23 protein-coding genes and 1 pseudogene are annotated in these 26,950 nt (G+C 73.8%); 7 read left to right on the top strand and 17 right to left on the bottom strand.

The window, feature by feature from the left end; translation table 11 throughout:
• Positions 1-253: 253 nt before the first annotated feature.
• The 3 genes from PUR56_RS21250 to PUR56_RS21240 all read right to left on the bottom strand — a co-directional run bounded on the left by PUR56_RS21250 (position 254) and on the right by PUR56_RS21240 (position 2,169).
• Positions 254-1,057, bottom strand: coding sequence for a DUF3710 domain-containing protein (locus PUR56_RS21250; protein ID WP_329950052.1), 804 nt, complete (start codon positions 1,055-1,057; stop codon positions 254-256).
• Between the two features lie 69 nt (positions 1,058-1,126).
• A complete protein-coding gene (dut, locus tag PUR56_RS21245; protein WP_329882674.1) occupies positions 1,127-1,594 on the bottom strand; it encodes a dUTP diphosphatase in 468 nt (155 codons plus the stop codon).
• On the bottom strand, positions 1,591-2,169 hold the full coding sequence (locus PUR56_RS21240; protein WP_329950060.1) for a PaaI family thioesterase: 579 nt from the start codon (positions 2,167-2,169) through the stop codon (positions 1,591-1,593). Before PUR56_RS21240 ends, dut begins: the two co-directional genes overlap by 4 nt.
• A gap of 135 nt (positions 2,170-2,304) precedes the next feature.
• Between PUR56_RS21240 and PUR56_RS21235 the strand changes: the two genes are divergently transcribed.
• Positions 2,305-2,754 carry a DUF3093 domain-containing protein gene (locus PUR56_RS21235; RefSeq protein ID WP_329882673.1) on the top strand — a complete coding sequence of 150 codons (450 nt, stop codon included), beginning with the start codon at positions 2,305-2,307 and terminating at the stop codon, positions 2,752-2,754.
• 244 nt (positions 2,755-2,998) lie between these two features.
• Here PUR56_RS21235 and PUR56_RS21230 read toward each other — a convergent pair whose 3' ends face one another.
• The 4 genes from PUR56_RS21230 to PUR56_RS21215 all read right to left on the bottom strand — a co-directional run bounded on the left by PUR56_RS21230 (position 2,999) and on the right by PUR56_RS21215 (position 7,201).
• The gene (locus tag PUR56_RS21230; protein WP_327681335.1) at positions 2,999-3,298 is read right to left on the bottom strand and encodes a DUF4193 domain-containing protein; all 300 of its coding nucleotides are present in this window, start codon (positions 3,296-3,298) and stop codon (positions 2,999-3,001) included.
• Positions 3,299-3,896: 598 nt separating this feature from the next.
• Complete coding sequence (locus PUR56_RS21225) at positions 3,897-4,880, bottom strand: acyl-ACP desaturase (RefSeq protein ID WP_329950051.1); 984 nt, start codon at positions 4,878-4,880, stop codon at positions 3,897-3,899.
• A gap of 292 nt (positions 4,881-5,172) precedes the next feature.
• A complete protein-coding gene (locus PUR56_RS21220; protein WP_443034539.1) occupies positions 5,173-6,480 on the bottom strand; it encodes a sensor histidine kinase in 1,308 nt (435 codons plus the stop codon).
• Between the two features lie 67 nt (positions 6,481-6,547).
• Complete coding sequence (locus PUR56_RS21215) at positions 6,548-7,201, bottom strand: response regulator transcription factor (protein ID WP_329489897.1); 654 nt, start codon at positions 7,199-7,201, stop codon at positions 6,548-6,550.
• Positions 7,202-7,653: 452 nt separating this feature from the next.
• On the opposite strand from PUR56_RS21215, the gene PUR56_RS21210 reads away from it, so the two are divergent.
• Complete coding sequence (locus PUR56_RS21210; protein ID WP_030301315.1) at positions 7,654-7,839, top strand: hypothetical protein; 186 nt, start codon at positions 7,654-7,656, stop codon at positions 7,837-7,839.
• A gap of 175 nt (positions 7,840-8,014) precedes the next feature.
• Here the strand turns inward: PUR56_RS21210 and PUR56_RS21205 are convergent, their stop codons facing one another.
• Both PUR56_RS21205 and PUR56_RS21200 read right to left on the bottom strand, forming a co-directional pair.
• Complete coding sequence (locus PUR56_RS21205) at positions 8,015-8,848, bottom strand: inositol monophosphatase family protein (RefSeq protein ID WP_329950050.1); 834 nt, start codon at positions 8,846-8,848, stop codon at positions 8,015-8,017.
• A gap of 19 nt (positions 8,849-8,867) precedes the next feature.
• Positions 8,868-10,010 carry a ferrochelatase gene (locus PUR56_RS21200; protein WP_329950049.1) on the bottom strand — a complete coding sequence of 381 codons (1,143 nt, stop codon included), beginning with the start codon at positions 10,008-10,010 and terminating at the stop codon, positions 8,868-8,870.
• A gap of 131 nt (positions 10,011-10,141) precedes the next feature.
• On the opposite strand from PUR56_RS21200, the pseudogene PUR56_RS21195 reads away from it, so the two are divergent.
• Together PUR56_RS21195 and PUR56_RS21190 are read left to right on the top strand one after the other, a co-directional pair.
• Positions 10,142-11,403: pseudogene (locus PUR56_RS21195) on the top strand (MFS transporter).
• A gap of 87 nt (positions 11,404-11,490) precedes the next feature.
• Positions 11,491-12,813, top strand: a complete 1,323-nt coding sequence (locus PUR56_RS21190) for a D-arabinono-1,4-lactone oxidase (protein ID WP_329950048.1) — start codon at positions 11,491-11,493, stop codon at positions 12,811-12,813.
• A 63-nt stretch (positions 12,814-12,876) separates the two neighbouring features.
• On the opposite strand, the gene PUR56_RS21185 is transcribed toward PUR56_RS21190, so the two are convergent.
• On the bottom strand, positions 12,877-13,785 hold the full coding sequence (locus PUR56_RS21185) for a hypothetical protein (protein WP_329950047.1): 909 nt from the start codon (positions 13,783-13,785) through the stop codon (positions 12,877-12,879).
• Between the two features lie 581 nt (positions 13,786-14,366).
• Between PUR56_RS21185 and sepH the strand changes: the two genes are divergently transcribed.
• Positions 14,367-15,443: a septation protein SepH gene (sepH, locus tag PUR56_RS21180; protein ID WP_329882666.1), complete on the top strand. Its 1,077-nt coding sequence runs from the start codon at positions 14,367-14,369 to the stop codon at positions 15,441-15,443.
• Positions 15,444-15,550: 107 nt separating this feature from the next.
• Here the strand turns inward: sepH and PUR56_RS21175 are convergent, their stop codons facing one another.
• A complete protein-coding gene (locus PUR56_RS21175; protein ID WP_329950046.1) occupies positions 15,551-16,411 on the bottom strand; it encodes a sulfurtransferase in 861 nt (286 codons plus the stop codon).
• Between the two features lie 153 nt (positions 16,412-16,564).
• On the opposite strand from PUR56_RS21175, the gene PUR56_RS21170 reads away from it, so the two are divergent.
• Complete coding sequence (locus PUR56_RS21170) at positions 16,565-17,323, top strand: VOC family protein (protein ID WP_329950045.1); 759 nt, start codon at positions 16,565-16,567, stop codon at positions 17,321-17,323.
• A 52-nt stretch (positions 17,324-17,375) separates the two neighbouring features.
• Here PUR56_RS21170 and PUR56_RS21165 read toward each other — a convergent pair whose 3' ends face one another.
• The 4 genes from PUR56_RS21165 to PUR56_RS21150 all read right to left on the bottom strand — a co-directional run bounded on the left by PUR56_RS21165 (position 17,376) and on the right by PUR56_RS21150 (position 22,888).
• On the bottom strand, positions 17,376-18,038 hold the full coding sequence (locus PUR56_RS21165) for a thymidine kinase (RefSeq protein ID WP_329882663.1): 663 nt from the start codon (positions 18,036-18,038) through the stop codon (positions 17,376-17,378).
• Positions 18,039-18,071: 33 nt separating this feature from the next.
• Positions 18,072-19,256, bottom strand: coding sequence for an alkaline phosphatase family protein (locus PUR56_RS21160; protein ID WP_329950044.1), 1,185 nt, complete (start codon positions 19,254-19,256; stop codon positions 18,072-18,074).
• Positions 19,257-19,441: 185 nt separating this feature from the next.
• A complete protein-coding gene (locus PUR56_RS21155; protein WP_329950043.1) occupies positions 19,442-20,041 on the bottom strand; it encodes a DUF5998 family protein in 600 nt (199 codons plus the stop codon).
• Between the two features lie 93 nt (positions 20,042-20,134).
• Entirely contained in the window at positions 20,135-22,888 is a 2,754-nt protein-coding gene (locus PUR56_RS21150; protein ID WP_329950059.1) for a bifunctional acetate--CoA ligase family protein/GNAT family N-acetyltransferase, read from the bottom strand.
• A gap of 355 nt (positions 22,889-23,243) precedes the next feature.
• On the opposite strand from PUR56_RS21150, the gene PUR56_RS21145 reads away from it, so the two are divergent.
• Positions 23,244-23,525, top strand: coding sequence for an HPr family phosphocarrier protein (locus PUR56_RS21145; RefSeq protein WP_329882660.1), 282 nt, complete (start codon positions 23,244-23,246; stop codon positions 23,523-23,525).
• Between the two features lie 80 nt (positions 23,526-23,605).
• Here the strand turns inward: PUR56_RS21145 and PUR56_RS21140 are convergent, their stop codons facing one another.
• Together PUR56_RS21140 and PUR56_RS21135 are read right to left on the bottom strand one after the other, a co-directional pair.
• Positions 23,606-26,176, bottom strand: coding sequence for an ABC transporter permease (locus PUR56_RS21140; RefSeq protein ID WP_329950042.1), 2,571 nt, complete (start codon positions 26,174-26,176; stop codon positions 23,606-23,608).
• Positions 26,173-26,925, bottom strand: a complete 753-nt coding sequence (locus PUR56_RS21135) for an ABC transporter ATP-binding protein (protein WP_329882682.1) — start codon at positions 26,923-26,925, stop codon at positions 26,173-26,175. The genes PUR56_RS21140 and PUR56_RS21135 overlap by 4 nt, the downstream gene beginning before the upstream one ends.
• Positions 26,926-26,950: the final 25 nt, after the last annotated feature.

The following is a 26,950-nucleotide window of genomic DNA, read 5'->3' as shown; positions in this document are numbered from 1 at the left end:
TGGCACGCTGTTGAGTTCTCAAGGAACGGACACTTCCTTCAGGCGGCTTTCACACCGGCCCTCCGGGCGCTTCGTTCTTTCGTGTTTCCAGCTTACCAGACGTTTTCCGCTCCGTTTTCCGGAGTTTCATTCATCCGATTTGCTTTCCTGCTTGTCCCCGCTCTTTCGCGGCGACTCCGGAACTGTACGGGGATCGGCCCGTCACATGCAAATCGCCCCCGTCCGGCGGTCCGGACGAGGGCGATCGCGGTGCTCAGCGGACCTCGGTGATCTCCGGGCCGCGGGCGAACGGGTCGAGCGAGGTGCCGGTGTAGCGGGTGTCGCCCTCACCGGCGCCCGTGACCGCGCCGCCGCCGTCGGCGACCATCTGCGCGTCCTCGGGCAGCTTCAGCACGATCGGGTCGCGGGGCGCCATCGGGCCCTCGCCGCGGACGACGACGGTCTGCCGGAAGACCTGCTCCAGGATGCCGCCCACCTCGGGCTGCACCGCGGCCTGGCCGGAGATCACGCCGCGCAGGAACCAGCGCGGTCCGTCACAGCCGACGAAGCGCACCAGCTGGACACCCTGCGTGCCGTCCGGCAGCTGGACGGGGACCTGTGCGCGGAGGTGCCAGCCCAGCGGGCCCTCCTCCTCCTCGACCACGCCGCCCTGCGAGGTGATGCCGGTGGCGATCTCCTCGCGGACCTCGCCCCAGATGCCCTCGGACTTGGGGGCCGCGAAGGCCTGGAGCTGGATGGCGCTGTTGCCGAGGACGAGCGTGGCGGCGACGATCGACTCGCCGGCCACCTCGACCCGGAGCTCCATGCCCTCGACACCGGGGACCAGCAGGCCCCCGAGGTCCACCCGGCCCTCTTCGGGACCCTCCAGCTCGGAGTGGTCCCACGGCCCCTCCGGACGCGGGGCCGGCGGCAGCCCGACGCGGTCCGTCGGATCCAGGTCGGTCACGTTCTCGCTCTCGGCGGAACCTTCGACGTCATCGGCCGTCTCGTCGGCGCTGATGGCGTCGTCGGCGAGCTGCTCGACAGCGTCCTCGCTCTTCTGGCGACGACGGAACACGGTCACTGTCCTTCCCGGTCCAAGACCGATGCGAATACCTGCTCGGCTTCCTGCGAGGCCGCGGGCAGCCTAGACCGCGGCGTGGCCGCCGGTCGACCCGAACCCGCCCTCGGCGCGTGCCGACCCCGGCAGCTCGGCCACCTCGTGGAAGCGGGCCTTCTCGACCTGCTGGATGACCAGCTGGGCGATCCGGTCCCCTCGGCGGAAGCTGACCCCCTCGCGCGGGTCCAGATTGACGACGATCACCTTGATCTCTCCACGGTACCCGGCATCGACCGTCCCTGGGGCGTTCACCAGAGCAACACCGCAACGAGCTGCCAGGCCGGACCGGGGGTGGACGAACGCCGCGTAACCGTCGGGCAGCGCAATGGCGACACCGGTGGGAAGCACGGCCCGCTCGCCGGGGGCCAACTCCGCGTCGACGGTGGTCCGCAGGTCGGCTCCCGCGTCGCCGGGCTGCGCGTACGCGGGCAGCGGCAGCTCGGCGTCGATCCGCCGGATCAGGACGTCCAGGGGCGGGCGGGGGGTGCTGGTCAAGGGTTCACCTCAAAGGCTCGGGCGCGCTGCATCAGGTCAGGGTCGTCGAGGACCTTCTCGATGTCCTCCGGACGACCGTGCTTGGTGAAGTGTTCCAGCTTCACCTGGATGAAGAGTGCCTGCGCGCGCACGGCGACCGGTCCGTCCGGTCCGCCGATCCGGCCCTCGGCGGCGCTGTAGACCTTCCGACCGTGGACGCCGGTGACCCAGGCGCGGAGGTGCAGCCGGGTGTCCACCGGTACCGGGGCGAGGAAGTCGGTCTCCAGCCGGCCGGTGACGCCGGGGGCGTGCAGCAGCCAGTTGAGCGAGCCGAGGATCTCGTCCATGGCGGTGGTCAGCAGGCCGCCGTGGGCCAGACCCGGGCCGCCCTGGTGCTCGGAACGGACGGTGAACTCGCCGGTGACGTCCAGGCCCTCGCCGGCCACCGCGTCGATCCGCAGGCCCGTGGGGTGCCGGGGGCCGCAGCCGAAGCAGTGTTCGTAGTGCGAGCCGAGCCGGGTGCCCGGGGCGGGGGCCTCCGGGGCGCGCTCGGGGAGGACGGCCTCCGGCGGCGGCGTGGTCGACGACCGCGGCACGGCCGGCGCCGACGGGACGGAGGGGGAGGTGGGGGCTATCGAACCGGTCACGCCGCCCCACCCTACCGACCGGTAGGCGGGCCGGGACCGGGGGTGCCGTCCAGGGCCGGCCGTTGCGGCGCCCACAATGGGGGCATGTACGACGAACGCCTCACCGCGCCGCGCTCCTGGTGGTTGTTCCCGGTCGCGATCGGCCTCACGCTCGCGCTGACCCTGCTGCGAATCAGCGCGGTGGGCGCGCTGGTCGGACTGGTGGTCGGCATCGCCGCCGGTGCGGCCGCGATCAGCAGTTACGGCTCGGCCCGGATCCGGGTGGTCCAGGGATCCCTGGTGGCCGGCCCGGCCCGGATCCCGGTGGACGCCCTCGGCGCCGCCCACCCGCTCAGCCCGGCCGAGGCCGTGGCCTGGCGCGGGCCGAAGGCCGATCCGCGGGCGTTCATGCTGCTGCGCAGCTACGTTCCGACGGCGCTGCGGGTCGAGGTGACCGATCCGGCCGACCCGACGCCGTACCTCTACCTGTCGACCCGCTCCCCGATGAAGCTGGCCGAGGCCCTGGACGAGGCCCGCCGGGGCGCCCGCGCCTGACCGGGGCCGCACCGGGGGCGGGCCCGCCGAGCGGACCCCGCCGGGACGCGGACAACAGAAAAACGGAGAGGGACGGTTCCGCCTTCGCGGGACCGTCCCTCTGTATCTCCGTATGACCGTATGACTGGTGCGTCCGCCACGGCGACCGCCGGAGCTGCCGTCCGGCCCCGCTGCCCGGGGCCGGAAGGGGCGTTGTACCGGTCTCGCTGAAATCGCGAGGCCCGAGTCATGGCCGCCCTGGTCCTCAGGCGCCGCAGTCCCGGCAGATCGGGTTGCCGTTCTTCTCGCTGTACAGCTGGCTGCGGTGGTGGACCAGGAAGCAGCTCATGCAGGTGAACTCGTCGGCCTGCCGAGGCAGCACCCTGACGGAGAGCTCCTCGTTCGAGAGGTCCGCGCCGGGGAGCTCCATGCCCTCGGCAGCTTCGAACTCGTCGACGTCGACAGAGCTTCCGCCCTTGTCGTTCCGCCGAGCCTTGAGCTCCTCGATGCTGTCCTCGTTGAGCTCGTCGTCGGTCTTGCGTGGGGTGTCGTAGTCGGTAGCCATATTTCGCTCTCCCCCTCCGGGTTGTGCGGTGTGTGCGGTATCTCCAGCGCACGTAACGCATGGGGGGTCGGTCTTGTGCCCGACCCGAGGCGGAGATTTTGCCTTACTTCAAGCCCTGTTACTCAATCGACACTCAGCCGGGGGTCCGTTGGGGTGATCGACTCGGGTGCGAGGGGCCTCACGCTGGGCCATCGCCACGCCGCCGGAACGCCCGCGCGGCGGACACGGAGAGTGATCAAAAGCCCGTGCGGCGCCTGCGAATTCCCTTGCCCACCAGGGGCGCGGGTCAATCCTCCGCGTCGGAGTCGATCATCGATCCGCTCACGGAAAGCGATCGGCGACGCCGCGGGCATGATCACGCTCCGAGGTCGTCCCGCGTCGCGCAGCGACACGGTGTGAGCTTGGTCACGTTCTGAATCTTCCCGGGCAAAACGTGGAAAATCCGCCCAACCGGAGCGGCCCGGTCCGTGACCTTCCGGCCCCCGAGTTCGTGTCCGGCACACTGCCCTCCGGGCGGTCGGGAGGCCGCGCGGAGGGCCGCTCCCGCTCCCGTCGGACCCCCGGCCGCTCCGGCCGGGGGGGTGGGCGCGGGCGCCGGCTACCTGGCGGCCTTGCGGGCCGCCCGGCGGGCCTGCAGCGCGGCCTGCCGCTCGTCGAACTTGGTCGCCTGGGCGTCCAGCCCGGCGAGGAAGAGGCCGAGCTCCTCCTGGGCCCGCGCGCCCTCCGGACCGAGACCGCCCACCTCCATGACCTTGAGGTGGCGCAGCACCGGCTGCAGCACGTCGTCGAGGTGGATCCGCAGGTTGTAGACGCCGCCGATGGCGATCTGGGCGGCGGCACGCTCGAAGCCGGGGATCCCGTGGCCCGGCATCCGGAAGTCGGTCACCACGTCGGCGATGGCCCGCATGGCCTGGTCGGGGGCGATCTCCAGGGCGGCCTTCAGCAGGTTCCGGTAGAAGACCATGTGCAGGTTCTCGTCGTTGGCGATCTTCGCGAGCAGCTGCTCGCACAGCGGGTCGCCGGCGAAGTGGCCGGTGTTGCGGTGCGAGATGCGGGTCGCGAGCTCCTGGAAGGCCACGTAGGCGACCGACTGCAGCATGCTGTGCGCGTTGTCGGACTCGAAGCCCTCCGACATGTGCGCCATCCGGGCCCGCTCCAGCTCGACCGGGTCGACGGCCCGGGTGGTGAGCAGGTAGTCACGGATCGCTATCCCGTGCCGGCCCTCCTCCGCGGTCCAGCGGTGCACCCAGGCACCCCACGCGCCCTCGCGGCCGAACATGGTCGCGATCTCGTGGTGGTAGCTCGGGAGGTTGTCCTCGGTGAGCAGGTTGACCACCAGCGCGACCCGGCCGAGCGGGGTCACCTTGGACTGGCCGAGCTCCCAGGCCTCGCCGCCGAGGACGCCGTCGAAGTCGCGGCCCTGGCTCCACGGGACGAACTCGTGGGGCATCCACTCCTTGGCGACCTTCAGGTGGCGGTCGAGTTCCTTCTCGACGACCTCTTCGAGGGCCAGGATCAGCCGGGCGTCGGTCCAGGTGCTCGAACCGAGCGAGGCGCTGCGCTGCACGGGGGCGATGGTCACGAGTCTGAACTCCTGGGGGACGGGCACGCGCGGGACGGGCGCGTTGGGACGGGCGCGTCGGATACGCACTTACGGTTGCGTAGGTTACGACACCGTAAGTTGCTCGGGCCGGAAAAGACAAGCCGCCCCCGCCAGGGCTTATGTCTTCTTGACAGCCTGACGGGGGCGGCTAGCGGTCGGGGCGCGGAGGCCGGGCGGCACGGACGGCCGGTACGGACCACGGAGGGGCCAGGAGGGCCCTGACGGGGCCGGGAGGGCCCTCGGACGCTCCCGGCGCGCCCGGTGGTGCGGCTCAGACGCCGGGGATGCGCACGCGCATCGTGAGGCCGCCGCCGGAACGCGGGGTGGCCTCGATGGTGCCGTGGTGCGCGCGGACCACCGAGCGGACGATCGAGAGTCCGAGGCCGACGCCCTTGTCGCTGCGGGTCCGGTCGGCCCCCTTCACCCGGCGGAACGGTTCGAAGATGTGCTCCAGCTCGTACCCGGGGACGACCGGGCCGGTGTTGGAGACCACGAGCTCGCCTCCGCCGGGCACCGGGGCGGTGGTGATCTCGACCCACCCGCCGGCGGAGTTGTAGCGGACGGCGTTCTGCAGCAGGTTGAGCGCGATCCGCTCCAGCAGCACCCCGTTCCCGGCGACCGTCGCCGGGTGGAGCGTGGCGCGCAGCTCGACCTCGCGGTTGCCGGCCTCGGCCCGGGTCTGCTCCAGCGCCCTGGTGGCCACCTCGGAGAATTCCACCGGACGGCGGTCGGTCAGCTCGTTGTCGCTGCGGGCGAGCAGCAGGAGGCCCTCCACCAACTGCTCGCTGCGCTCGTTGGTGGCGAGCAGGGTCTTGCCGAGCTGCTGGAGGTCGTTCGAGGCGTCGGGGTCGGAGAGCTGGACCTCCAGCAGGGTCCGGTTGATCGCCAGCGGGGTGCGCAGCTCGTGCGAGGCGTTGGCGACGAAGCGTCGCTGGGAGTCGAAGGAGTGGTCGAGGCGGTCGAGCATGTCGTCGAAGGTGTCGGCCAGCTCCTTGAGCTCGTCGTCCGGCCCGTCCAGCTCGATCCGCCGGTGCAGGTCGGAGGAGGCGACCTCGCGGGCGGTGCGGGTGATCCGGCCCAGCGGGCGCAGCACCCGGCCGGCCATCGCGTAGCCGGCCGCGAAGGCGATCACGGCGAGGCAGACCAGCACGGTGAGGGACTTGCGCAGCAGGGTGTTGAGGGCCGCGCTGGAGGCGGCCTCGTGCCGCTTCACGAGGAACTGGTTGAACTGCTCGGGGGTCATCACCACGCCGTTGACGGTGGTGCCCTTCTCGAAGATGAAGGGCGGCGGCGCGACGTCGTGCAGGGCCTGGCGGAGGAAGAAGTACATGAGCATCAGCAGGACCACGCCGGCCATCAGGAACATCCCGCCGTAGAGCAGGGTCAGCCGGATCCGGATGGTGGGGCGGAACGGCAGCCAGGCGAGCATGCCGTCGCCGGGCACGTAGGTGTCCTGCGGCTGGTGCAACCGGGGGGCGCGCGGCGGGTGCACGGGCTTCGGCGGCACGGCCCTGGGTCCTGCGGCGCGCCCGCCGGCGGGCGCGCCGGAGGGCCCGCCGGCCGTGGGCGGGGTGGTCATGATGGTCCTCTCGGAGCGTCCGCCGGGGCGGCGGGCGCGATGGGGCCGGCCGCGGGGGCCGGTACGGTCAGATCCGGTAGCCGGAGCCCGGCACGGTGACGATCACCGGCGGGTCGCCGAGCTTGCGGCGCAGCGTCATCACGGTGACGCGCACGACGTTGGTGAACGGGTCGGTGTGCTCGTCCCAGGCCTTTTCGAGCAGCTGCTCGGCGGAGACGACGGCTCCGCCGGCCCGCATCAGGACCTCCAGGACGGCGAACTCCTTGGGGGCCAGCTGGACGGGCCGTCCGTCGCGGATCACCTCGCGGCGGCCGGGGTCGACCGAGATGCCGGCCCGTTCCAGGACGGGGGGCAGCGGGACGGTCGCACGGCGGCCCAGCGCCCGGACCCGGGCGACGAGTTCGCTGAAGGCGAACGGCTTCGGAAGGTAGTCGTCCGCTCCGATCTCCAGCCCTTCGACGCGGTCGCTGATGTCACCGGAGGCGGTCAGCATGATCACCCTGGTGGCCAGGCCCTGGTCGACCACGCTGCGGCAGACGTCGTCACCGTGGACCAGCGGAAGGTCCCGGTCGAGCACGACCACGTCGTAGTCGTTGACCGCGATGCGCTGGAGCGCGGCCTCCCCGTCGTACACCACGTCGACGGCCATCGCCTCGCGGCGCAGACCTGTGGCGACTGCCTCGGCGAGCAGCTGCTCGTCCTCGACGACGAGAACCCGCACGGTCGTTGTCCCTTCTCCAGGCCGGCCCCGGAAAAGCGGACGCACGGCTCCGACGGTGCCCCCCATCCTGCCTGGTCCTGCGGTAAAGCAGCGATAAGCTGCCCCGGAGGCAGCGGCGGCCGGCCGCCGGGCAACGGTCCGGTGACGGTTCGGGTGTCCACCACTCCGATTGGACTGTGACGCGGGCAACTTTCTCGCGTGGGGAGGTTTCCCCGTCCCGGGGGCGGGGAGGACAGCTGCACACCCGCGATCTGGCTGTAGGCCGATCGCACCCACCCGCCGTGCGTTCATCCGCGCCGGCCCTGGGGCTGGGGCGTCACGGGAGCGGCCGAGGGCCGTCTCCGCGCCCGACCGGAGACTTCACTGCCCGGCTCGGACGCTTCCGCTGGCCACCACGACCTCGGGGCGGGGGACGCACGACCGTGCACGTCCGACACAGTAAGGGGGCCCGTATGGACGCCTTCACCGCCGGAATCCTGCAGCGCATCGCCAACGCCGAGCAGGATCTGCACCGCGCGATCGAGGCCGGGGACGAATTCCTGGCCGAGGTGGAACAGTCCGAGCTGGACGACCTCCGCCGGCTCGCCGCCGAACACGGCGTGGACACGGTGCTGGAACGGCACCGCACCGCCGCCTGACCGACCACCGACCCGACGCCGGTTCCCCGGCACCAGCGGCCCTGAGGGGGTCGTGCGAGAACCCAGGCCCTGGCATCCCCCGTATGCCAGGGCTCTTCGCTGTCCCGGCACGGCCGCGGGCCCGGCCGGAGCGGGCGCGGCACGCCCTTCCTGGCCGGCCGCGCCCGGGAGCGGGTCAGTCGGCCCAGGCCCGCAGGGCGGCGAGGCGCTCCTGGAGGGGCTCGTAGACGCCGGGCGCGGCGGCCACCGTCAGCGCTCCGTCCGGCCCGTGGCCGGGTCGGCCGCCGACCAGCGCACCGGCCTCGGCGGCGATCAGGCAGCCGGCGGCCCGGTCCCAGGGGGCCAGCCCGCGCTCGTAGTAGCCGTCCAGCCGGCCGGCGGCGACGTCACAGAGGTCCACCGCGGCGGCGCCGCCCCGGCGGATGTCGCGCACCTCGGGCATCAGGGCCAGCAGCACCTCGGCCTGCCGGACCCGGACCGGCTGGACGTAGTTGAAGCCGGTGGCGATCAGGGCCTGGCCCCACGGGGGCGCCGGACGGGCCCCGATCGGCCGGCCGTCCAGCTGCGCGCCGCGGCCCAGCACGGCCTGGAACAGCTCGCCCCGGGCCGGTGCGAGGACCACGCCGACCACCGCCCGCCCGTCCAGCTCGGCGGCCACGCTGACCGCCCAGGACGGCAGTCCGTAGAGGTAGTTCACGGTGCCGTCGAGCGGGTCGACGACCCAGCGCACGCCGCTGGTGCCGGCCCGCTCGGCGCCCTCCTCGCCCAGGTAGCCGTCCCTGGGGCGGCGTTCGGCGATCAGTTCCAGGACGAGCTTCTCGGAGGCCAGGTCCATCTCGGTGACCACGTCGACCGGGCTGCTCTTGGTCCCGGCCACGCCCAGGTCGGCGGGCCGGCCGTCGAGCAGCAGGGCGCCCGCCCGCCGGGCGGCGTCCAGGGCGACGTCGAGCAGCTCGTCGAGCAGGGCCGGGTCGGGCGCGGCGGTTCCGGGAACGGCGGGGCTGGTCACGAAGGTCTCCTCGGAGGGGTCAGCGCTCGGCGGCGGCCGGGCGGGGGGCGCGCGGGTTGGGGCAGCAGGCGACCGCGCAGACGTCGTGGCCGGGGCCGAGCGTGCCGAGGGCGCGGCGGGTCACCAGCTCGCCGCGCTCGGCGGCGGCCCGCTCCAGGACGAGTTCGCGGACGGCCGCGGTGAACCGGGGGTCGGCGCCGACGGTGGCGGCCCGGGCGACCGGCAGGCCGAGTTCGGCGGCCTTGGCCGCCGCCTCGGTGTCGAGGTCGTACTTGACCTCCATGTGGTCGGAGACGAAGCCGATCGGGACCATCACCACGGCCGGGTCGCCCTCGGCGTGCCGGGCCTCCAGGTGGTCGCAGATGTCCGGTTCCAGCCACGGGGTGTGCGGGGCGCCGCTGCGGCTCTGGAAGACCAGGTCCCAGGGCCGGTCCCGGACGCCGGTCCGCTCGGCGACGGCGGTGGCGACCAGCCGGGCCACGTCCAGGTGCTGGGCGACGTACGCGCCGCCGGGGCGACCGCGGGCCGGGTCGTCCGGGGCGCCGGAGCTCCCGGCCATGGTGTCCGGGATCGAGTGGGTGGTGAACGCCAGCCGGGCGCCGTCCCGGACGTCCTCGGGGAGCCGGGTCAGGGCGTCCAGGGTGGCGTCGATCATCGGCTCGACGAAGCCGGGGTGGTTGTAGAAGTGGCGCAGCATGTCGACGGCCGGCACGGGCAGGCCCTCGGCCGCGAGCGCGGCCAGCGCGTCGGCGAGGTTCTCCCGGTACTGGCGGCAGCCGGAGTACCCGGCGTAGGCGCTGGTGGCGAGGACGGCGATCCGGCGGTGCCCGTCGGCGACCGCCTCGCGCAGGGTGTCGACCAGGTAGGGCGCCCAGTTCCGGTTGCCCCAGTAGACCGGCAGGCCGAGGCCGTGCTCGGCGAAGTCCTTGCGCAGCGCGGCCAGCAGCTCGCGGTTCTGCTCGTTGATCGGACTCACGCCGCCGAACAGGAAGTAGTGCTTGCCCACCTCCCGCAGGCGTTCCTTCGGGATGCCGCGGCCCCGGGTGACGTTCTCCAGGAACGGGACGACGTCCTCGGGGGCCTCGGGCCCGCCGAAGGAGAGCAGCAGCAGCGCGTCGTACGGGGCGGCGCCGGTGAGGGAGGTGTTGCGCGCGTCGGACATGGCACCGATCCTGCCACTGCGGGACGGACCGCCTGGGTCGGGGCCGCCCCTGGTGCCCGGAAAAATCCAGTTTGCCAAGGTTCGTAGGCTGTCCTTACCGGTCTCGTTCCTTACCCCCCTGCGGAGCTCCCGTGCTGTCCAGCTACCGCCAGATCTTCGCCGCACCCGGCAGTCTGGCCTTCTCGTCCACCGGATTCATAGCCCGGCTGCCGATCTCCATGACGGGGATCGGCATCGTCACGATGCTCTCCGAGCTCAGAGGCTCCTTCGGTGTGGCCGGCCTCGTGTCGGCCACGATGGCGGTGTCCGCGGCGGTCCTGGGGCCTCAGGTCTCCCGGCTGGTGGACCGGCACGGACAGCGCCGGATCCTGATGCCCGCCACCGCGATCACCGTCGCCGCCGCCGTCGGGCTGCTGATCTGCGCGCGGCTGGGGGCTCCGGCCTGGACGCTCTTCGTGTTCGCGGCCGGGATGGGCGTGATGCCGAGCGCCGGGGCGATGGTCCGGGCCCGCTGGGCGCACCTGTACCGGGACCAGGCGCCGCGGCTGCACACCGCGTACTCGTTCGAGGCGGTGGTCGACGAGGTCTGCTTCATCGTGGGCCCGATCCTCGCCGTGACCCTGGCCACCTCCGTGTTCCCGGAGGCGGGCGTGCTGCTCGCCGGGGTCTTCCTCGCGGTGGGCGTGGTGCTGTTCGCCGCCCAGCGGAGCACCGAGCCGCCCGTCCACCCCTCCGCCCGGCACACCGGCACACCGGTGATCCGCAACCGCGGCCTCCAGGTGCTGATCCTGACCTTCGTGGCGACCGGCGCGATCTTCGGCTCGGTCGAGGTGGTCACCGTCGCCTACGCGAAGGCGCAGGGGCACACGGCGATCTCCAGCGTGATCCTGGCGCTCTGGGCCTTCGGCTCCTGCCTGGCCGGGGTGGTGTTCGGGACGCTGAAGCTGACCGGCTCCATGGCCGGCCGCTTCCTCGGCGGGGTGGTGTTCATGGCGGTCAGCATGGTGCCGCTGCTGCTGATCGCCGAGTCGGTGAGCGGGGTCGGCGGACTGGTGGCGGTCGGCGGCGCGCTGCTGATCGCGGGCATCGCCATCTCCCCCACCCTGATCACCGCGATGGCGCTGGTCGAGCGGCTGGTCCCGCCGGCCCAGCTGACCGAGGGCATGACCTGGACGACCACGGGGCTCGCCCTCGGTGTCGCGACCGGCTCCTCGGCCGGCGGCTGGGTGGTCGACGCGGCCGGGGCGGCCGCCGGATACTGGGTGCCGTTGACCGCCGGGGCGTTCGGCGTGGTCGCCGCGCTGATCGGGACGGGGCGGCTGCGGACCGGCCTGGCCGCGCTGGAGGCCGCGCAGCCCGCCGCCAAGACCGTAGACCTCGAACGGTGAGCTGACTTACCCTCCTCCCTACCCGTGGGCTACCCGCGGGTAGGGACCCAGGTGCGCCGACGCCGCTCGGCCACGGAGCAGGAGGCGCCGCAATGCCCCAGGCCAGGACCGCAGCCCGTACCCGCTGGACCAACTGGGCGGGCAACCAGAGCGCCCACCCGGCCCGGGCGGTCACCCCCGGGACGGCGGAGGAACTGGCCAAGGAGATCCTGCGCGCCGCCGACGGGGGCCGGACGGTCAAGGCGGTCGGCTCCGGCCACTCCTTCACCTCGATCGCCTCCGCCGGGGACGGCGTCCTGGTCCGCCCGCACGCGATGACCGCCGTCCGGGGCGTCGACCGGGAGAACGGCACGGTCACCGTCGAGGCCGGGCTCCCGCTGCACCGGCTCAACCGGGTGCTCGCCGCCGCCGGCCTCTCGCTCACCAACATGGGCGACATCGAGGTGCAGACCGCGGCCGGCGCCACCAGTACCGGCACCCACGGCACCGGCCGGGACTCCGCCTCGCTCGCCGCCCAGCTCCGCGGGCTGGAGATCGTGCTCGCCGACGGCAGCATCCGGCAGTGCTCCCCCACCGAGAACGCGCGGCTCTTCGAGGGGGCCCGGCTCGGCCTCGGCGCGCTCGGCGTGATCACCGCGCTCACCTTCGCGGTGGAACCGGCCTTCCTCCTCACCGCCCACGAGCAGCCGATGGGCTTCGACGAGGTACTGGAGCGGCTGGACGACCTGACCGCCGTCAACGAGCACTTCGAGTTCTACTGGTTCCCGCACACGTCCCGCTGCTCGACCAAGCGGAACAACCGCAGCCAGGGGCCGGCCGCACCGCTGCCCCGGTTCAAGGAGTGGCTGGAGGACGACTTCCTCTCCAACACCGTCTGGGAGGGGGCCTGCCGGGTCGGCCGCCGGTTCCCCGCCGCGGTGCCCGCCATCGCCGCGGTGGCCAGCCGCGCCTGGTCGGACCGGAGCTACACCGACACCGCGTACCGGGTGTTCACCAGCCCCCGCACGGTCCGGTTCACCGAGATGGAGTACGCGGTGCCGCGTGAGGCGGTCGGCGACGTCCTGCGCGAGCTGAGGGCGATGGTCGAACGGTCGGACTGGCGGATCAGCTTCCCGGTCGAGGTGCGGTTCGCGCCCGCCGACGACCTCTGGCTCTCCACCGCCCACGGCCGGGACACCGCCTACATCGCCGTCCACCTCTACCGGGGCACCGCCGAACAGGGCTACTTCACGGCCGTCGAGCAGCTCATGACCGCCCACCGGGGGCGGCCGCACTGGGGCAAGCTGCACACCCGGGACGCCGAGTACCTCGCCGGGGCCTACCCCCGGTTCGCGGACTTCACCGCGCTGCGGGACGAGGTCGACCCGGACCGCCGGTTCGGCAACGACCACCTCCGCCGGGTGCTGGGGGCCTAGCCGCTTCCCCGCCCGACCTGCCCGACCCGCCCGACCCGCCTGCCTCGGCCGTCTCGGCCGGCCCTACTGACCCGACCCGCCCGGCTGCTGCTGCGGATCCGGAGCCGCCGGGGCGGTGGCCGCCGGCGGGACGACCGCGGTACCCGGGGCCGGGGGCTTCGGCGTCGCACCGCCGGACGGACCGGCGGAGGCCCCGCCCCCGGACGGCGCGGACGACTCGCCGGAGGGGCGGGCGGAGGGCGTCGCGCCCGGACTCCCGCCCGGGTCCGGCGTGGAGCCGGCCGAGGGGGACGCGGCGCCGGACGTCCCGGTGCCCGCGCTCGGACTCGTTCCCGGGCTCGGGCGTTCCGAGGCGCCGCCGCCCTTGCCCGCCGAGGGCGAGGCCCCCGGACCGCCGGTCGCACCGGGAGACGGCACGGGCGAGGGGACGGAGGAGGGTCCGCCACCCGACGGCCCGCCGTCCGACGGGGCCGGTGGCTTCCGCTCGACCGTGCCGCCCAGCGAGGTGCCGGTACCCGACCCGCCCTTCACCGTCGCGGACACCGGCTGCCCGGTGGCGAGCTCGAACGCGAGTATCGGCACCATCGCGAGCGTGAAGACCAGCGCGGAGACCGTCGCGTACGACTTCCACGTCCAGCGCCGACGCGCCCGGACCACGCGCGGGGCGTTCCACTCCGCGGAGAGCGGCTCGGAAGGGCGGGTCGAGGACGGGGTGGTGGAGACCCCCGGCACCGGGTGCGGTCCGGTCGCCTGCCGCAGCCCGTTCGCCAACTGGCCCGGCGCGGCGGTGCGGTCCACCGCCTCCCGCAGCTGTTCGCCGGTCCTTTTGAAAACGTGCTGGAACACCGCACCGCCGGTGGTCGCGCCGACACTCACCACGGCCGCGCCCAGAATGGTTCCGTAGACCCCGAGTTCGGACGCGAGCAGCGCCCCCACCACCGTGGCCAGCGCACTCGCCACGACCTGAGCCACACTCAGATCAATTCGCCTGCGACCTTCCTTGCCGTCCTCCCCGGCGGGCTTCTCCTGCGGCATCGACATCCCTCAAGTCAGTACGACTGTCTTTCGAACAAGTCACTCCATCTTGCCCAAAGAAGGACACAAGGGTCGAAAATGCGGTTCTGTGCGGGAGATATATGTGAAGATGATCACCGTTCACCGGGTGATCCTCGGCCATTGAGGTCGTGCGCTCTTGAGATTCCCGTGAATCGCGGGAGACTTGAGCGGCGAGCCGCCCCTCTGGTTGCCACGAATGGAGTACTGTTCGTAAAGCCTGAGCCTTGGGTCGACTTGTCGACTACCCATCAACAGGGAAGCCGACAAGGAGCCACGGTGCAGACACGCACGGCGACGCCCGTCCCGGATCGTCGCGTTCACTGCGCGTGCGAGAACGGCCGGGACACCCAGGCGCGACGTCGACGGATGGCGTGGCAAAAAGGCAACCGTGCCACAGCGGCGTGACCGGGCGTAAGCCCGACACGCCGGGGAACTCAGCAAGGTTGTGGCCAGTCGCGAGCGGGCAGGCCACACTCAGTACGGGAGCAGCGACGCAGGTGACGTCGGCAGGCACCACCCGGGAGGTAACCGTGCCCGAACTGCGGGTTGTGGCCGTCAGCAACGACGGCACACGGCTGGTGCTCAAGGCCGCCGACAGCACGGAGTACACCCTTCCCATCGACGAGCGGCTTCGTGCCGCCATCCGTGGTGACCGTCCGCGTCTCGGCCAGATCGAGATCGAGGTGGAGAGCCACCTCCGTCCTCGGGACATCCAGGCCCGGATACGAGCCGGTGCCTCCGCCGAGGAGGTCGCGCAGGCGGCCGGCATCTCCGTCGACCGCGTCCGACGCTTCGAGGGTCCCGTCCTGGCCGAGCGCGCCTTCATGGCCGAGCGGGCCCGGAAGACCGCGATCCGCCGGCACGGCGAGTCCTCCGGCCCCCAGCTGGGCGAGGCGGTGGCCGAGCGGCTGGCGCTGCGCGGCGCGGAGAAGGACACCGAGCGCTGGGACTCCTGGCGCCGCGACGACGGTACGTGGGAGGTCATCCTCTCCTACCGGGCCGACGGCGAGGGCCGCAGCGCGGCCTGGACGTACGACCCGCCCCGGCGCCTGGTGCAGCCCAACGACGACGAGGCCCGCGCGCTGATCGGCGAGAACGTCGAGCGCGAGGAGGAGTCGGTCTTCCCGTTCATCCCGCGGATCGCCCGGCTCCCCCACGACCGGCCGCTGCGGCCGATGATCGACCGTCCCTCCGCGGACCGGATCATGTCGTCCCGCGAGGTGCGCGAGTCCCGCGAGGCGACGGCCGAGGCCAGGGACTCGCTGACCAGCCTGCTGGACGTCGTCCCGGCGTTCCGGGGCGACCTCGCCGTGGGCGCCCCGCCGCCGGTCGAGCCGATGCCCGCCGAGGTCGCCGAGGAGGCCGAGGAACCGGCGGCCGCCGCTCCGGCGGTCGGCGCGGGCTCCGCGTACGCGGACATCCTGATGCCGCGCGCGGTCGCGCCGCACCGGGAGCGACTGGTCGGCACCACCGACCGGCAGGCCGAGGCGGACGGCGTCCGGCCCGGGCGCCGGGCCACCGTGCCGAGCTGGGACGAGATCGTCTTCGGCAGCCGGCGCAAGAAGCAGGAGTGACACCGGGCACGACGGTGTGACGAAGGGGCGGGAGGCCGTGGCCTCCCGCCCCTTCGTCACACCGTCACCCGTCACCCGTCACGGGGTGGCGTCGGCCGAGCCCGGGATCAGCCCGGCTGGTCGGTGACCGCGACCGGCCGGGTCTCGTCACCGGACCACTCGCTCCAGGAGCCCGGGTAGAGGGTGGCCGGCAGGCCGGCCACCGCCAGCGCCAGGATCTGGTGCGCGGCGGTCACCCCGGAGCCGCAGTAGACGGCCGTCCCCCGCTCCCCCGCTCCCAGCGCCCGGAACCGGGCGGCGAGTTCGGCGGGCGCCAGGAAGCGGCCGTCCGGGCCGACGTTCTCGGTGGTCGGCGCCGAGACCGCACCCGGGATGTGCCCGGCACGCGGGTCGATCGGCTCGGTCTCGCCGCGGTAGCGCTCCCCCGCCCGGGCGTCCAGCAGCAGACCCTCACGGGCCCAGACGGCGGCGCCCTCCGCGTCGACCGTCGGCAACTGCCCCGGGACCGGCTTGAAGTCGCCCTCCCCGGCGGGCGGCACCTCGGTGGTCACCGGCAGGCCGGCCTCCTGCCAGGCCGCGAAACCGCCGTCCAGGACGCGGACGTCCGGGTGGCCGGCCCAGCGCAGCAGCCACCAGGCGCGGGCCGCGGCCAGCGAGGTCGCGCCGTCGTACAGCACCACCGGGCGGTCGGCGCTGACGCCGAAGCCCCGCAGGGCGGCGCCGAACGCCTCCGGGTCGGGCAACGGGTGACGGCCACCGCGACCGGGCGGGCCGGCCGGGGCGGCGAGATCCGTGTCCAGGGACACGAAGTGGGCGCCGGGCAGGTGGCCCGCCGAGTAGTCGTCGATGCCGGGCGGGCCGCCGAGCTGCCAGCGCACGTCGAGCAGAACCGGCGGGTGCGCGGAGTCGAGCGCCGCCCGCAGGTCGGTCACCGAGACCAGCGGGGAATCATCGTGATGGGTCGTCATGGCGGCCATTCTGGCGCAGCGCGACCCGGCCGGTGCTCTTTGTCCGGTCTTTGCCGGACTTTCCGCGCGGCCCGAGGGTTCGATGCACGCCACGGTGGAAGCATCACCCTCACTGCGCCGTTTCGTGCGCCTACCGCCCGTGAGGAGACTGTCATGCCCGCGGTGACACTCCGGCTGGCCCAGGGCACCCCGTGCTGGGTCAGCCTGATGACCGACGACCTGCCCGGCTCCCGGGCGTTCTACGGCGAACTGCTCGGCTGGGACTTCGCGCCGGGCCCCGGCCCGCTCGGCGAGTACGTCCGGGCCCGGCTCGGCGGGGAGTCGGTGGCCGGCCTCGGGGAGTCCTCGGTGACGGGCTTCCCCGTGCAGTGGACCACGTACTTCGCGGTGGACGACGCCGACCGGGCGACCCAGTCGGTGCGGGAGTGCGGCGGGACGGTCGCGGTCGGGCCGCTGCAGGCCGAGCGGGCCGGGCGGCTGGCGATCGCCTCCGACGTCTCCGGCGCGGTCTTCGGGCTCTGGCAGGGCGAGGAGCACCCGGGCCGGGAGACCGGGCCCGAGCCGGGCGGCCCGGCCTGGGCGGAACTGCTCACCCCGGACGCGGACGGGGCGGCGGCCTTCTACCGTGCGGTGCTCGGGGTGTCGGCGGCGGCGGCCGAGGGCGGGTCGGCGCTGCTGGTGGGCGGCCGGCCGGTCGCCGGGATCCGCCGCGGCGACGAGCTGCGCGGCCACCCGCCGCGCTGGCGGTCCCATTTCGCCGTGCGGGACGTCGACTTGACGGCCCGCCGGGCGGCGGAGCTGGGCGGCCGGGTGCTGGTCCCGCCGCAGGAGACGGTGCGCGGCCGGGCGGCCCGGCTGGCCGACCCGCGTGGCGGGCACTTCTCGGTGCTCGAAGCCCGGGGCCTGACCTGACCCGACCCGGGGCCTGACGCGACCCGACCGCGGACCTGTCGGTCCGTGTGCCTCAGAGCGTGGGCTGCTGCTCCTCGAAGGGGAGGACGTCCGGGGAGAGGACGGAGGCCCGGGCGGTGGCGGCGGTGAGCCGGCGGCGGTGGTGGCGGCGGCAGAGCACCTCGTAGCCGACCTCGTCGTCGCGGACCGAGATGTCGCCGATCACGACCTGGGCGCCCTCGACCACCATCACGCCGCCGACGGTCCGGGCGTTGTGGGTGGCGCGGGCACCGCACCAGCAGAGCGCCTCGACCTGGAGCACCTCGACCCGGTCGGCCAGCTCGATCAGCCGCTGCGACCCGGGGAAGAGCCGGGTGCGGAAGTCGGTGGTGATGCCGAACGTGTAGACGTCGATGTCGAGTTCGTCGACCACCCGGGCGAGCTGGTCGACCTGCTCGGCGGCGAAGAACTGGGCCTCGTCACAGATCAGGTAGTCGACCCGACCGCCGGCCGAGAGCCGCTGCACGACGTGCGCGTGGAAGTCGAAGCCGTCGGCCACCTCGACCGCGTCGGCGCGCAGGCCGAGGCGGCTGGAGATGGTGGCCTTTCCGGCCCGGTCGTTACGGGTGAGGATGATCCCCTGCCGACCGCGGGCGGCGTGGTTGTGGTCCATCTGGAGCGCGAGCGTCGACTTGCCGCAGTCCATCGTGCCCGAGAAGAACACCAGTTCAGCCATGGGTGGTGCAGAGGCCTTTCGGATCGGGGGAGTTCAGCTGCGGACTTCGAGCAGCGGCACGAACTGCTCGACCGGGGTCATCGAGCCGTGCAGGCCGATCATCGCGGACTCGCCGGGCTCGTTGCGGGAGGCGGTGATCGCGATGTCGTCCCGGGCGGCGGCGACCACGTCGCCGATCCGGTGGTAGACCCGGTCGTCCACCGCGGGGCCGAACCAGCCGGCGGCGATCGCCTGGTCGCGGGTGGCCACCCACATCCGGTCGCCGAGCACCTCGCTCCAGACCGTGTGGACGTCCGCGGCCGCGCCGGGGACCGCGTAGACGTGCCGGGCCCGCCCCTCGCCGCCGAGCAGGGCGACGCCGGCGCCGAGCTCCCAGTCCTCGTCGAAGTCGATGCGGTCCTCGGGGGCGATGTCGATCATGCCGTGGTCGGCCGTGACGTACATCGCCGAGCGCGGCGGCAGCTGTTCGGCGAGCCGGCGGGCGAGCCGGTCGACCGCGTCCAGGGTCATCCGCCACTCGTCGGAGTCCACGCCGAAGCGGTGCCCCGCGCCGTCCAGTTCGCTGACGTAGGTGTAGACCAGCGCGCGGTCGTGCTCGGCCAGCCAGGCGGCGGCCAGGTCCATCCGCTCCTCGCCGGTGGTACGGCCGTGGAAGGTGCCGCCGGAGAGCGCCACCCTGGTCAGCGGCGTCTGGGCGAAGAGCGGGGACGACACCTGGGCGGTGGCCACCCCGGCGGCGTGGGTCTGCTGGAAGACGGTCGGGTACGGCTGCCAGGCCGCCGGGTCGGTCGGCGGCTGCCAGCGGAGCTGGTTCATCAGGTGCCCGGCGCCGGGGACGGCCACCGTGTAGCCGACCAGGCCGTGCAGACCGGGCGGGGTGCCGGTGCCCACCGAGGCCAGCGAGGTGGCGGTGGTGGAGGGGAAGCCGGCGGTCAGCGGGCGACCGGTGCCGCCGAGCGAGCCGGAGGTCAGCGAGGAGAGGAACGGCGCGTACTCGGGGTGGCGCAGCAGCAGCTCCCAGCCGAGGCCGTCGACCAGGAAGACCACCACGCGGTCGGCGGGCGCGATCGGCAGCGTCGTGGTGAAGCCCGGGACGCCGAGGCCGGCCGCCACCGAGGGCAGCAGGTCGCAGAGCGAGCCGCTGCCGTAGGGGGGCGCGGGGGCGGCGGCCGGGTCGAGGAACTCGAAGGCGTCGTAGTCGTCGGGGGCGAAGGGCATGTGGCGGGGGTGGCTTCCTGGCTGGCCGGTGCGTCACGGGCGCGGTGGCGGGGCCGCGTCCGGGCGTGCGTCGGTACGGGTCGGTCCGGCGGGGACCGGTCCGGTGTACGGGTCGGTCCGGTGGCGATCGGTCCTTCGGGGTCGGGCGGGCGGGGGTCGGGCGGGAACCGGGTTCAGACCCGGGTTCAGACCCGGGAGCCGCCGCCGGTCGTCGCCTCGGAGAGCGCGCGGGCGAAGACCAGCGCCTGGGCGACCGTCTCCGGGCCGTCGCCGGCCTCGCTGACCCGCAGGGACAGGTCGTCGGCCGTGGCCGAACCGGTGTAGCCGTGGTCCGCCTCGCAGTTGGGGTCGGAACAGCCGGCCGGTTCGAGGTCGAGGCGCTGGACGGCGCCCCAGCCGATGGTGAGCACGACCTCGCGCGGGAGGGTGCCCGGGGTGTAGGTCTCCGGGTTGGCGACCATCCGGCTCACCACGACGGAGTTGATCCGGTCCAGCCGGACGCTCTCGGTGGAGGTCGTCGCGTACGGGACGGCGGGGGTGGTCGCGTCACCGGACTGCTCGTCGGTGTGGCTCACCACGAACCGCGTGGAGGTGAGGACCAGCACCGTGACGTGCCGGCGGACCTCGTTGGCGTCGAACGTGGTCTCCTGGTGCACCAGGTAGGAGCTGATCGGCTCGGGGCCCACCGCGGACTCCACCGCCTCGGACACCAGGGCCGGGTAGTAGCCGCTGCGTTCGATCGCCGAGCGCAGGTCCTGCGTGGTGGTGGTACCGGTCTTCGCCATAACTCCATCCTGGCATGGTCCGCCGACGAAGCGGGCGGCACGGCGCCGAGCTTCGGACAACGGCGCCCGCGGTCCGGACGCAACCAAGGAAGGTTACAGCGTGCTCATCGCGCGCGGACCCAGATCACTGCGGACCGGCAGGGGCGCGATCCGCACGCGCGCCCCCAGGATCGCCAGCCCGTGCGGGGCGACGACCACCGGTTCGAGATCCACCGAGGCGACCTCCGGCAGGTCGTCGACCAGCCGGGACACCCGCAGCAGCAGCTCCTCCAGCGCGCCGGTGTCGACCGCCTCGGCGCCGCGCCAGCCGAACAGCAGCGGGGCCGCGCGGACCTCGCGGACCAGCCCGGCGACGTCCTGGTCGGTGGCCGGAACCAGCCGGTGGGCGACGTCGCCCAGGAGTTCGGCGGGGGCACCGGCCAGGCCGAAGGAGAGGATCGCGCCGACCGCCGAGTCGACGGTGGCCCCGATCACGGTGTCCACCCCGCGCGGGGCGAGCCGCTGCACCACCAGCGCGGCCTCGGCGGCGCCGCCGAGCAGGGCGTCCAGCTCCCGGTGCGCACGGCGCAGCCCGGCTTCGCCGGTCAGGTCCAGCCGGACGCTGCCGAGGTCGGGACGGTGGCGCAGGTGCGGCGCGGTGGCCTTGAGGGCGACGGGGTAGCCGAGGGTCGCGGCGGCCCGCACGGCGGTCTCCTCGTCGGGGGCGGGCAGCGTCGGCGAGACGTCGATGCCGTAGCGGGCGAGCAGCGCGACGGTGTCGGCGTCGGGCAGGGTGATCCGGGCTCCGCCGGGCTGGGTGCGGGCGGCGATCGCGGCGCGGGTGGAGAGCGCGGCCTCGACCAGGCCGCGGGCGCCGGCCTCGTCGATCCGGTCGAGCTCGGGGACCCGGGCGGTCTCCTCGGCCTCGGCCATCCGGCGGCGCCAGTCGGCGTAGTGGACGGCGTGGGCCAGCGCGTGCACGGCCCGTTCCGGTGCGGGGTAGGCCGGGATGCCGCCGGGGCGCAGCCGGGACGGCAGGTCGGTGAGCGCCAGGTGGGCGAGGAGCAGCGGCTTGCCCAGGGCCCGGGCGCGGGTGCCGGCCTCCAGCAGGGCGGCGGCGATCTCGGGGTCGTCGGAGCCGACCTCGGGGTCGTCCGGGCCGGTGAGCCGGCCGCCCATGAACGCGTGCGCGGAGGTCCCGATCGGCGGGATGGCGACGGCGATCACCGCGTCCACCGCCGGGTCGTCCAGCGCGGTGTCCAGGGCGATCCGGAAGTTCTCGCCGGTGGCGGCGGTGGTGAGGTCGACGGGGGTGCGCGGGCGCAGGCCCGCGGAGAGGCAGGCGTCGTGGGTGAGCAGGCCGAGCGAGTCGGAGTTGCCGACGACGGCGACCCGGTCGCCGGGCGGCAGCGGCTGGAGGGCGAGCAGTTCGCCGGTGTCGTACAGCTCGGTGATGGTCTCCACCCGGGTGACGCCGGCCTGCTGGAAGAGCGCGTCGACGGTGGCGTCGCGCAGGCCGGTGGCGGTGGACGGGACGGCGTGACCGGGCGGGAGGCTGCCGGTGTGGCGGGCTCCCTTGACCACGACCACCGGCTTGGCCTGGGCGAGCCGGCGGGCGATCCGGGTGAACTTGCGCGGGTTGCCGAAGGACTCCAGGTAGAGCAGGACGACGTCGGTGGACGGGTCCTCGGCCCAGTACTGGAGGAAGTCGTTGCCGGAGACGTCGGCGCGGTTGCCGACCGAGGCGAAGGAGGAGATGCCGAGGCCGCGCCGGTGGGCGGACTCCAGGAGGGCGACGCCGATCGCGCCGGACTGGCAGAAGACGCCGAAGCCGCCCCGGCCGGGCAGGACGGGGGCCAGCGAGGCGTTCAGCGGGCGGTCGGGGTCGGTGGAGATCAGGCCGAAGGCGTTCGGGCCGATCACCCGCATGCCGGCCGCGCGGGCCTGGCGGACCAGGGCGCGCTGCCGGTCGCGGCCCTCGGGGCCGGTCTCGGCGTACCCGGCGGTGACCACCACCAGGCCCTGCACGCCGTGCGCGCCGCACTCGGCGACGGCCGCGGGGACGGCGGAGACGGGGACGGCGATCACCGCGAGGTCGACCGGCCCGGGGATGTCCAGGATCGAGCGGTGCACCGGGACGCCGTCCAGCTCGGTGCCGGGCGGGGCGTTGCGGTTGACCGCGTAGACGGGCCGGTCCTCGTCGGCGGAACCGGCCAGCAGGTCGCGGAGCAGGGCCCGGCCGACGGTCTGCGGGTTACGGGAGGCGCCGATCACCGCGACCGAGCGCGGGGTGAGCAGCCGTTGGACGGACCGGGCCTCGGCGCGGTGCTCGCGGGCCCGCATGACGGCGAGCGAGGCGGCGGTCGGTTCGAGGTCGAACTCCAGGTGGACGACGCCGTCGGCGAAGCTGCGGTGCTGGGTGTAACCGGCGTCGGTGAAGACCTTCACCATCTTGCGGTTCTCGGGCAGCACCTCGGCCTGGAAGCGGCGGATGCCGCGCTCCTGGGCGACCGCGGCGATGTGTTCCAGCAGGGCGGAGGCGACGCCGCGGCCCTGGTGGGCGTCCTGGACCAGGAAGGCCACCTCGGCGTCGGTGCCGGTCTCGGAGGGGCGGCCGTCGGCGTCGATCCGGTCGTACCGGACGGTGGCGATGAAGCGGTCGCGGACGACGACGGCGAGGCCGACCCGGTTGACGAAGTCGTGGTGGGTGAAGCGGCGGACGTCCTTGTCGGAGAGCCTGGGGTAGGGCGCGAAGAAGCGGAAGTACTTGGACTGGTCGGAGACCTGTTCGTAGAACTCGACCAGGCGGCCGGCGTCGGCGGTGCCGATCGGCCGGATCCGGGCCGTGCCGCCGTCGCGCAGCAGGATGTCCGCCTCCCAGTGCTGGGGGTAGTCCGGCTCGGCGGGCCGGCCGTGCTGCCGGTCCTTCTCGCCCGGCCGGACCGGCCGGTCCTGCTGGTCCTGCTGGGGGGGCGGTGCCGCGGGGTCGTCCACATTCGTCAGGTTATCCGGCGGCGAGCCGAATGGCGCCGGGCGTGCGCACGAGGCAGGGTGGACACGGCCGTTGGCCGGGGGTTATGCGCCGGTTATGCCCCCGAAAGAAACAATCACAAGTCCCGAACGCAGCTCCTCGCAGGGGTCGGCTGCATGCAACACTGGTCTAGACAACATGGTCGATTCCCCCATCACGGCCATGACCAGCTTTACCGGAAAGGCACGTCTCATGGCTGAGCGCCGCGTCACCATCGGTTGGGCCGAGGGCCTGCACGCCCGTCCCGCCTCCGTCTTCGTCAAGGCCGTGACCGCCACCGGCGTGCCGATCACCATCGCCAAGCCCGGCGGCAAGCCGGTCAACGCCGCCTCCATGCTCGGCCTGCTCGGCCTCGGCGCCGAGGGCGGCGAGGAGGTCGTCCTGGCCTCCGACGCCGAGGGCGCCGACGAGGCCCTGGACCGCCTGGCCCGGCTCGTCCAGGAGGGCCTGGACGAGCTGCCGGCCGCGGCCTGAGCCGACCGCCTCCGCGCACGCGCCGGAGCCCGGGCCCCGTTGGTCGGGGGGCCCGGGCTCCGTCGCGTCCGCCCCGGCGCTCAGCCGGCCGCGATCGCCCGCAGGATGTCCAGCCGGGCCGCCCGGCGGGCCGGCCGCAACCCGGCCACCGCGCCCGCCACCAGCCCGGCCACCAGCACCACCGACAGCTGCAACGGCGGCACCGCGAAGCTGCCCGTCCCCTCGGTGTCGGCCGCCCGCACCAGCGCCCAGCCGAGGAACGCCCCCAGGCCCAGCCCGCCGATCGTGCCGAACAGCGCCACCAGCACCGACTCCCAGCGGACCATCGCCCGCAGCTGGCTCCTGGTCTGCCCGACCGCGCGCAGCAGCCCCAGTTCCCTGGTCCGCTCGTGCACCGCCAGGGTCAGCGTGTTGGCGATCCCCAGCAGCGCGATCAGCACCGCCAGCGCCAGCAGCGCGTAGACCACCGAGAGCATGATGTCGACCACCGAGGCGGCACTCTTCGCGTACTCGGACCTGGTCTGCACCGACGGGTTGCCGAACGGCTCCGCCGCCTTCGTCACCGCCGCCTTGCCCGCCGCGAGCGAGACGCCGTCACGCAGCGCCACCGCCACCAGCGAGTCCGCGTCCTGGCCCTTGTGCGGCGCCCAGGCCTCCCGGGTGATCAGGTAGTCCCCGGTCAGCTCGCCGCCCCGGTAGAGCGCCTTCACCGTGAACGGGGCCTCGGCGCCGTCGCTGAACCGCACCGGGACCTGCGTACCCACCTGCCAGCCGTGCTTCTCGGCCTCCGTCCGGGAGACCGCCAGGCCGTCCGCCCCCAGCTGGAGCGAACCGTCCACCCGGCCGAGGTCGACGATGCCGGACAGCTTCGTCGGGTCGGTGACGTCCAGGGTCCGGCCGTGGCCGTCCACCCGGGCCACGCCCCGGCCGAGCCCCACGCTCTGCTGCACCTCCGGCAGCCCGCCGATCGCCTCCGCCAGCTTCGGGCTCAGCCCGCCGCCGCGGAACCCGCCGGTCGAGACCGCGAGGTCCCCGGCGAAGGTCTTCTTCACCGTGTCGTCCATCGTGGCCTTGATCGAGGCACCGAAGACCGTGAACAGCGACACCACCGTGACCCCGACCATCAGCGCGCTGGCCGTCGCCGCCGTCCGCTTCGGGTTGCGGGCCGCGTTCCGCTCCGCCAGCACGCCGGGCATCCCGCGCAGCCTCGGCAGCGGGGCACCCAGCACCCGCACCACGAAGGTCGCGAACACCGGACCCAGCACCACCACACCGAGCAGCGTGCCCAGCGCACCGCCCGCCGTCAACGCCACCGACGGCCCGTTCGTCGCACCGACCACCGTGCCGACCACACCCGCCGCCACCAGCAGCGAACCGACCGCCCAGCGGATCCGGCCGGCCCGGCCGGCCGCCGCGGTGTCCACGGCCACCGCGCGCATCGCGGCCAGCGGAGCCGTCCGACCGGCCCGGACCGCCGGCAGCACCGCCGAACCGACCGCCGTCACCGTCCCCACCAGCAGCGGCAGCGCCACCGAGACCGCGCTGATCGCCAGCCCGCCGGTGGGCAGGTTGAACCCGATCACCTTGAACAGCGACTTCAACCCCGCCGCCACACCGATCCCGCCGAGCAGACCGGCCACCGAGGCCGCCAGGCCCACCGCGACCGCCTCCGCCAGGGTCGCCGCCAGCACCTGGCCGCGCGCCGCACCCAGGGCCCGCAGCAGCGCGTTCTCCCGCGTCCGCTGCGCCACCACGATGGCGAACGTGTTGTAGATGGTGAAGGTCGCCACCAGCAGCGCGATACCCGCGAACACCAGCAGCAGCGTGGTGAACATGGTCAGGAACCGGCTGGACACCTGGTCGGTGGCCTCCTGGGTGACCTTGGCCCCGGTCACCGCCTCCAGACCGGACGGCAGGTTCGCGGACAGCGCCGTCACCAGCTCCTGCTGGGAGACACCGCTCGCCGCCCGGAACTGGATCGAGCTGGCCTGGCCCTGCCCCTTCGGCGTCAGGTACCGCTCGGCGTCCGCCAGCGTCAGCCCGGTGTAGGTGTTCTGGCCCATGCCGTCGGCCTCGGGGCCGAAGGTCGCGATCCCGACGATCCTCACCGTCACCGGGTCGGGGGTGCGCAGCAGCGTGGAATCGCCCACCGCCAGACCGCCTGCCTTGGCCGCGCCCCGGTTGATCACCGCCTCCCCCGGCTGCTCCGGCGCCCGGCCCTCGGCCAGCCGGTACGGGTTCAGCCCGCTGTCCGCCTGCCAGTAGCCGGCCAGGGTGGGCGGCCCCTGGCCGCCCACCGCCTTGCCGTTGCTGCCGATCAGCTGACCGAAGCCCTGGACGGCCGGCTCGGCCGCCGCGACGCCGGGCACCGACCGCAGCCGGTCGGCGAGCGCGAGGTCCACCGGGGCCCGGACGCCGCCCGGGGTGTTCTCGGTGTCCATGACGTCGGCGCTGCGCACCACCGCGTCGGTGCCCCGGTTGGCGTCGGCGAAGAGCGTGTCGAAGCTGTTGCGCAGGGTGTCGCCGAGAACCAGCGTCCCGGCCAGGAAGCTCACCCCGAGCATGATCGCGGTGAACGTCCCGGCCAGCCGCCGTTTGTGCGCCGCCAGCGAGCGCAGGCTGATCCTGAGGGTGGCGGTGGTGCTGCTCATGACCGGACGCCTCCCCGGCCGGCGCCGGAGCCGCGCTCGAAGGCCTTCATCCGGTCCAGCACCCCGTCCGGGGTGGGCCGCTCCATCCGGTCCACCAGCCGGCCGTCGGCGAGGAAGAGCACCTCGTCCGCGTAGCCGGCGGCGGTCGGGTCGTGGGTGACCATGACCACGGTCTGGCCCATGTCGTCCACCGCGCGGCGCATCAGGCCCAGCACCTCGGCCCCGGTACGGGAGTCCAGGTTGCCGGTCGGCTCGTCCGCGAAGACCACCTCCGGGCGGCCGGCCAGCGCCCGGGCCAGCGCGACCCGCTGCTGCTGCCCGCCGGAGAGCTCGGTCGGCCGGTGGCCCAGCCGGTCACGCAGACCGACCGCGTCGATCAGCGTCTCCACCCACGACTCGTCCACCGTCCCGCCGGCCAGGTCGACCGGCAGGGTGATGTTCTCCCGCGCCGTCAGCACCGGCACCAGGTTGAAGGACTGGAAGACGAAACCGATCCGCTCCCGGCGCAGCACCGTCAGCTTGCGGTCGCTCAGCCCGTCCAGCTCGGTGTCGCCGATCATCGCGGTGCCGGCGGTCAGCCGGTCCAGCCCTGCCGCGCAGTGCAGCAGGGTGGACTTGCCGGAACCGGACGGGCCCATGATCGCGGTGAGCCGGCCGGCCGGGAACCCGACCGTCACGTGGTCCAGGGCGCGGACCTCCGTCCGGCCGATGCCGTAGACCTTCACCGCCTCGGAGACCTGGGCCGCCATCCGGTCGGTCCCGACCAGTTCGAGG

It is taken from the genome of Streptomyces sp. BE303 (assembly GCF_036290945.1).
Taxonomy (GTDB): domain Bacteria; phylum Actinomycetota; class Actinomycetes; order Streptomycetales; family Streptomycetaceae; genus Kitasatospora.
This window is presented reverse-complemented; position numbering and strand designations above follow the sequence as displayed.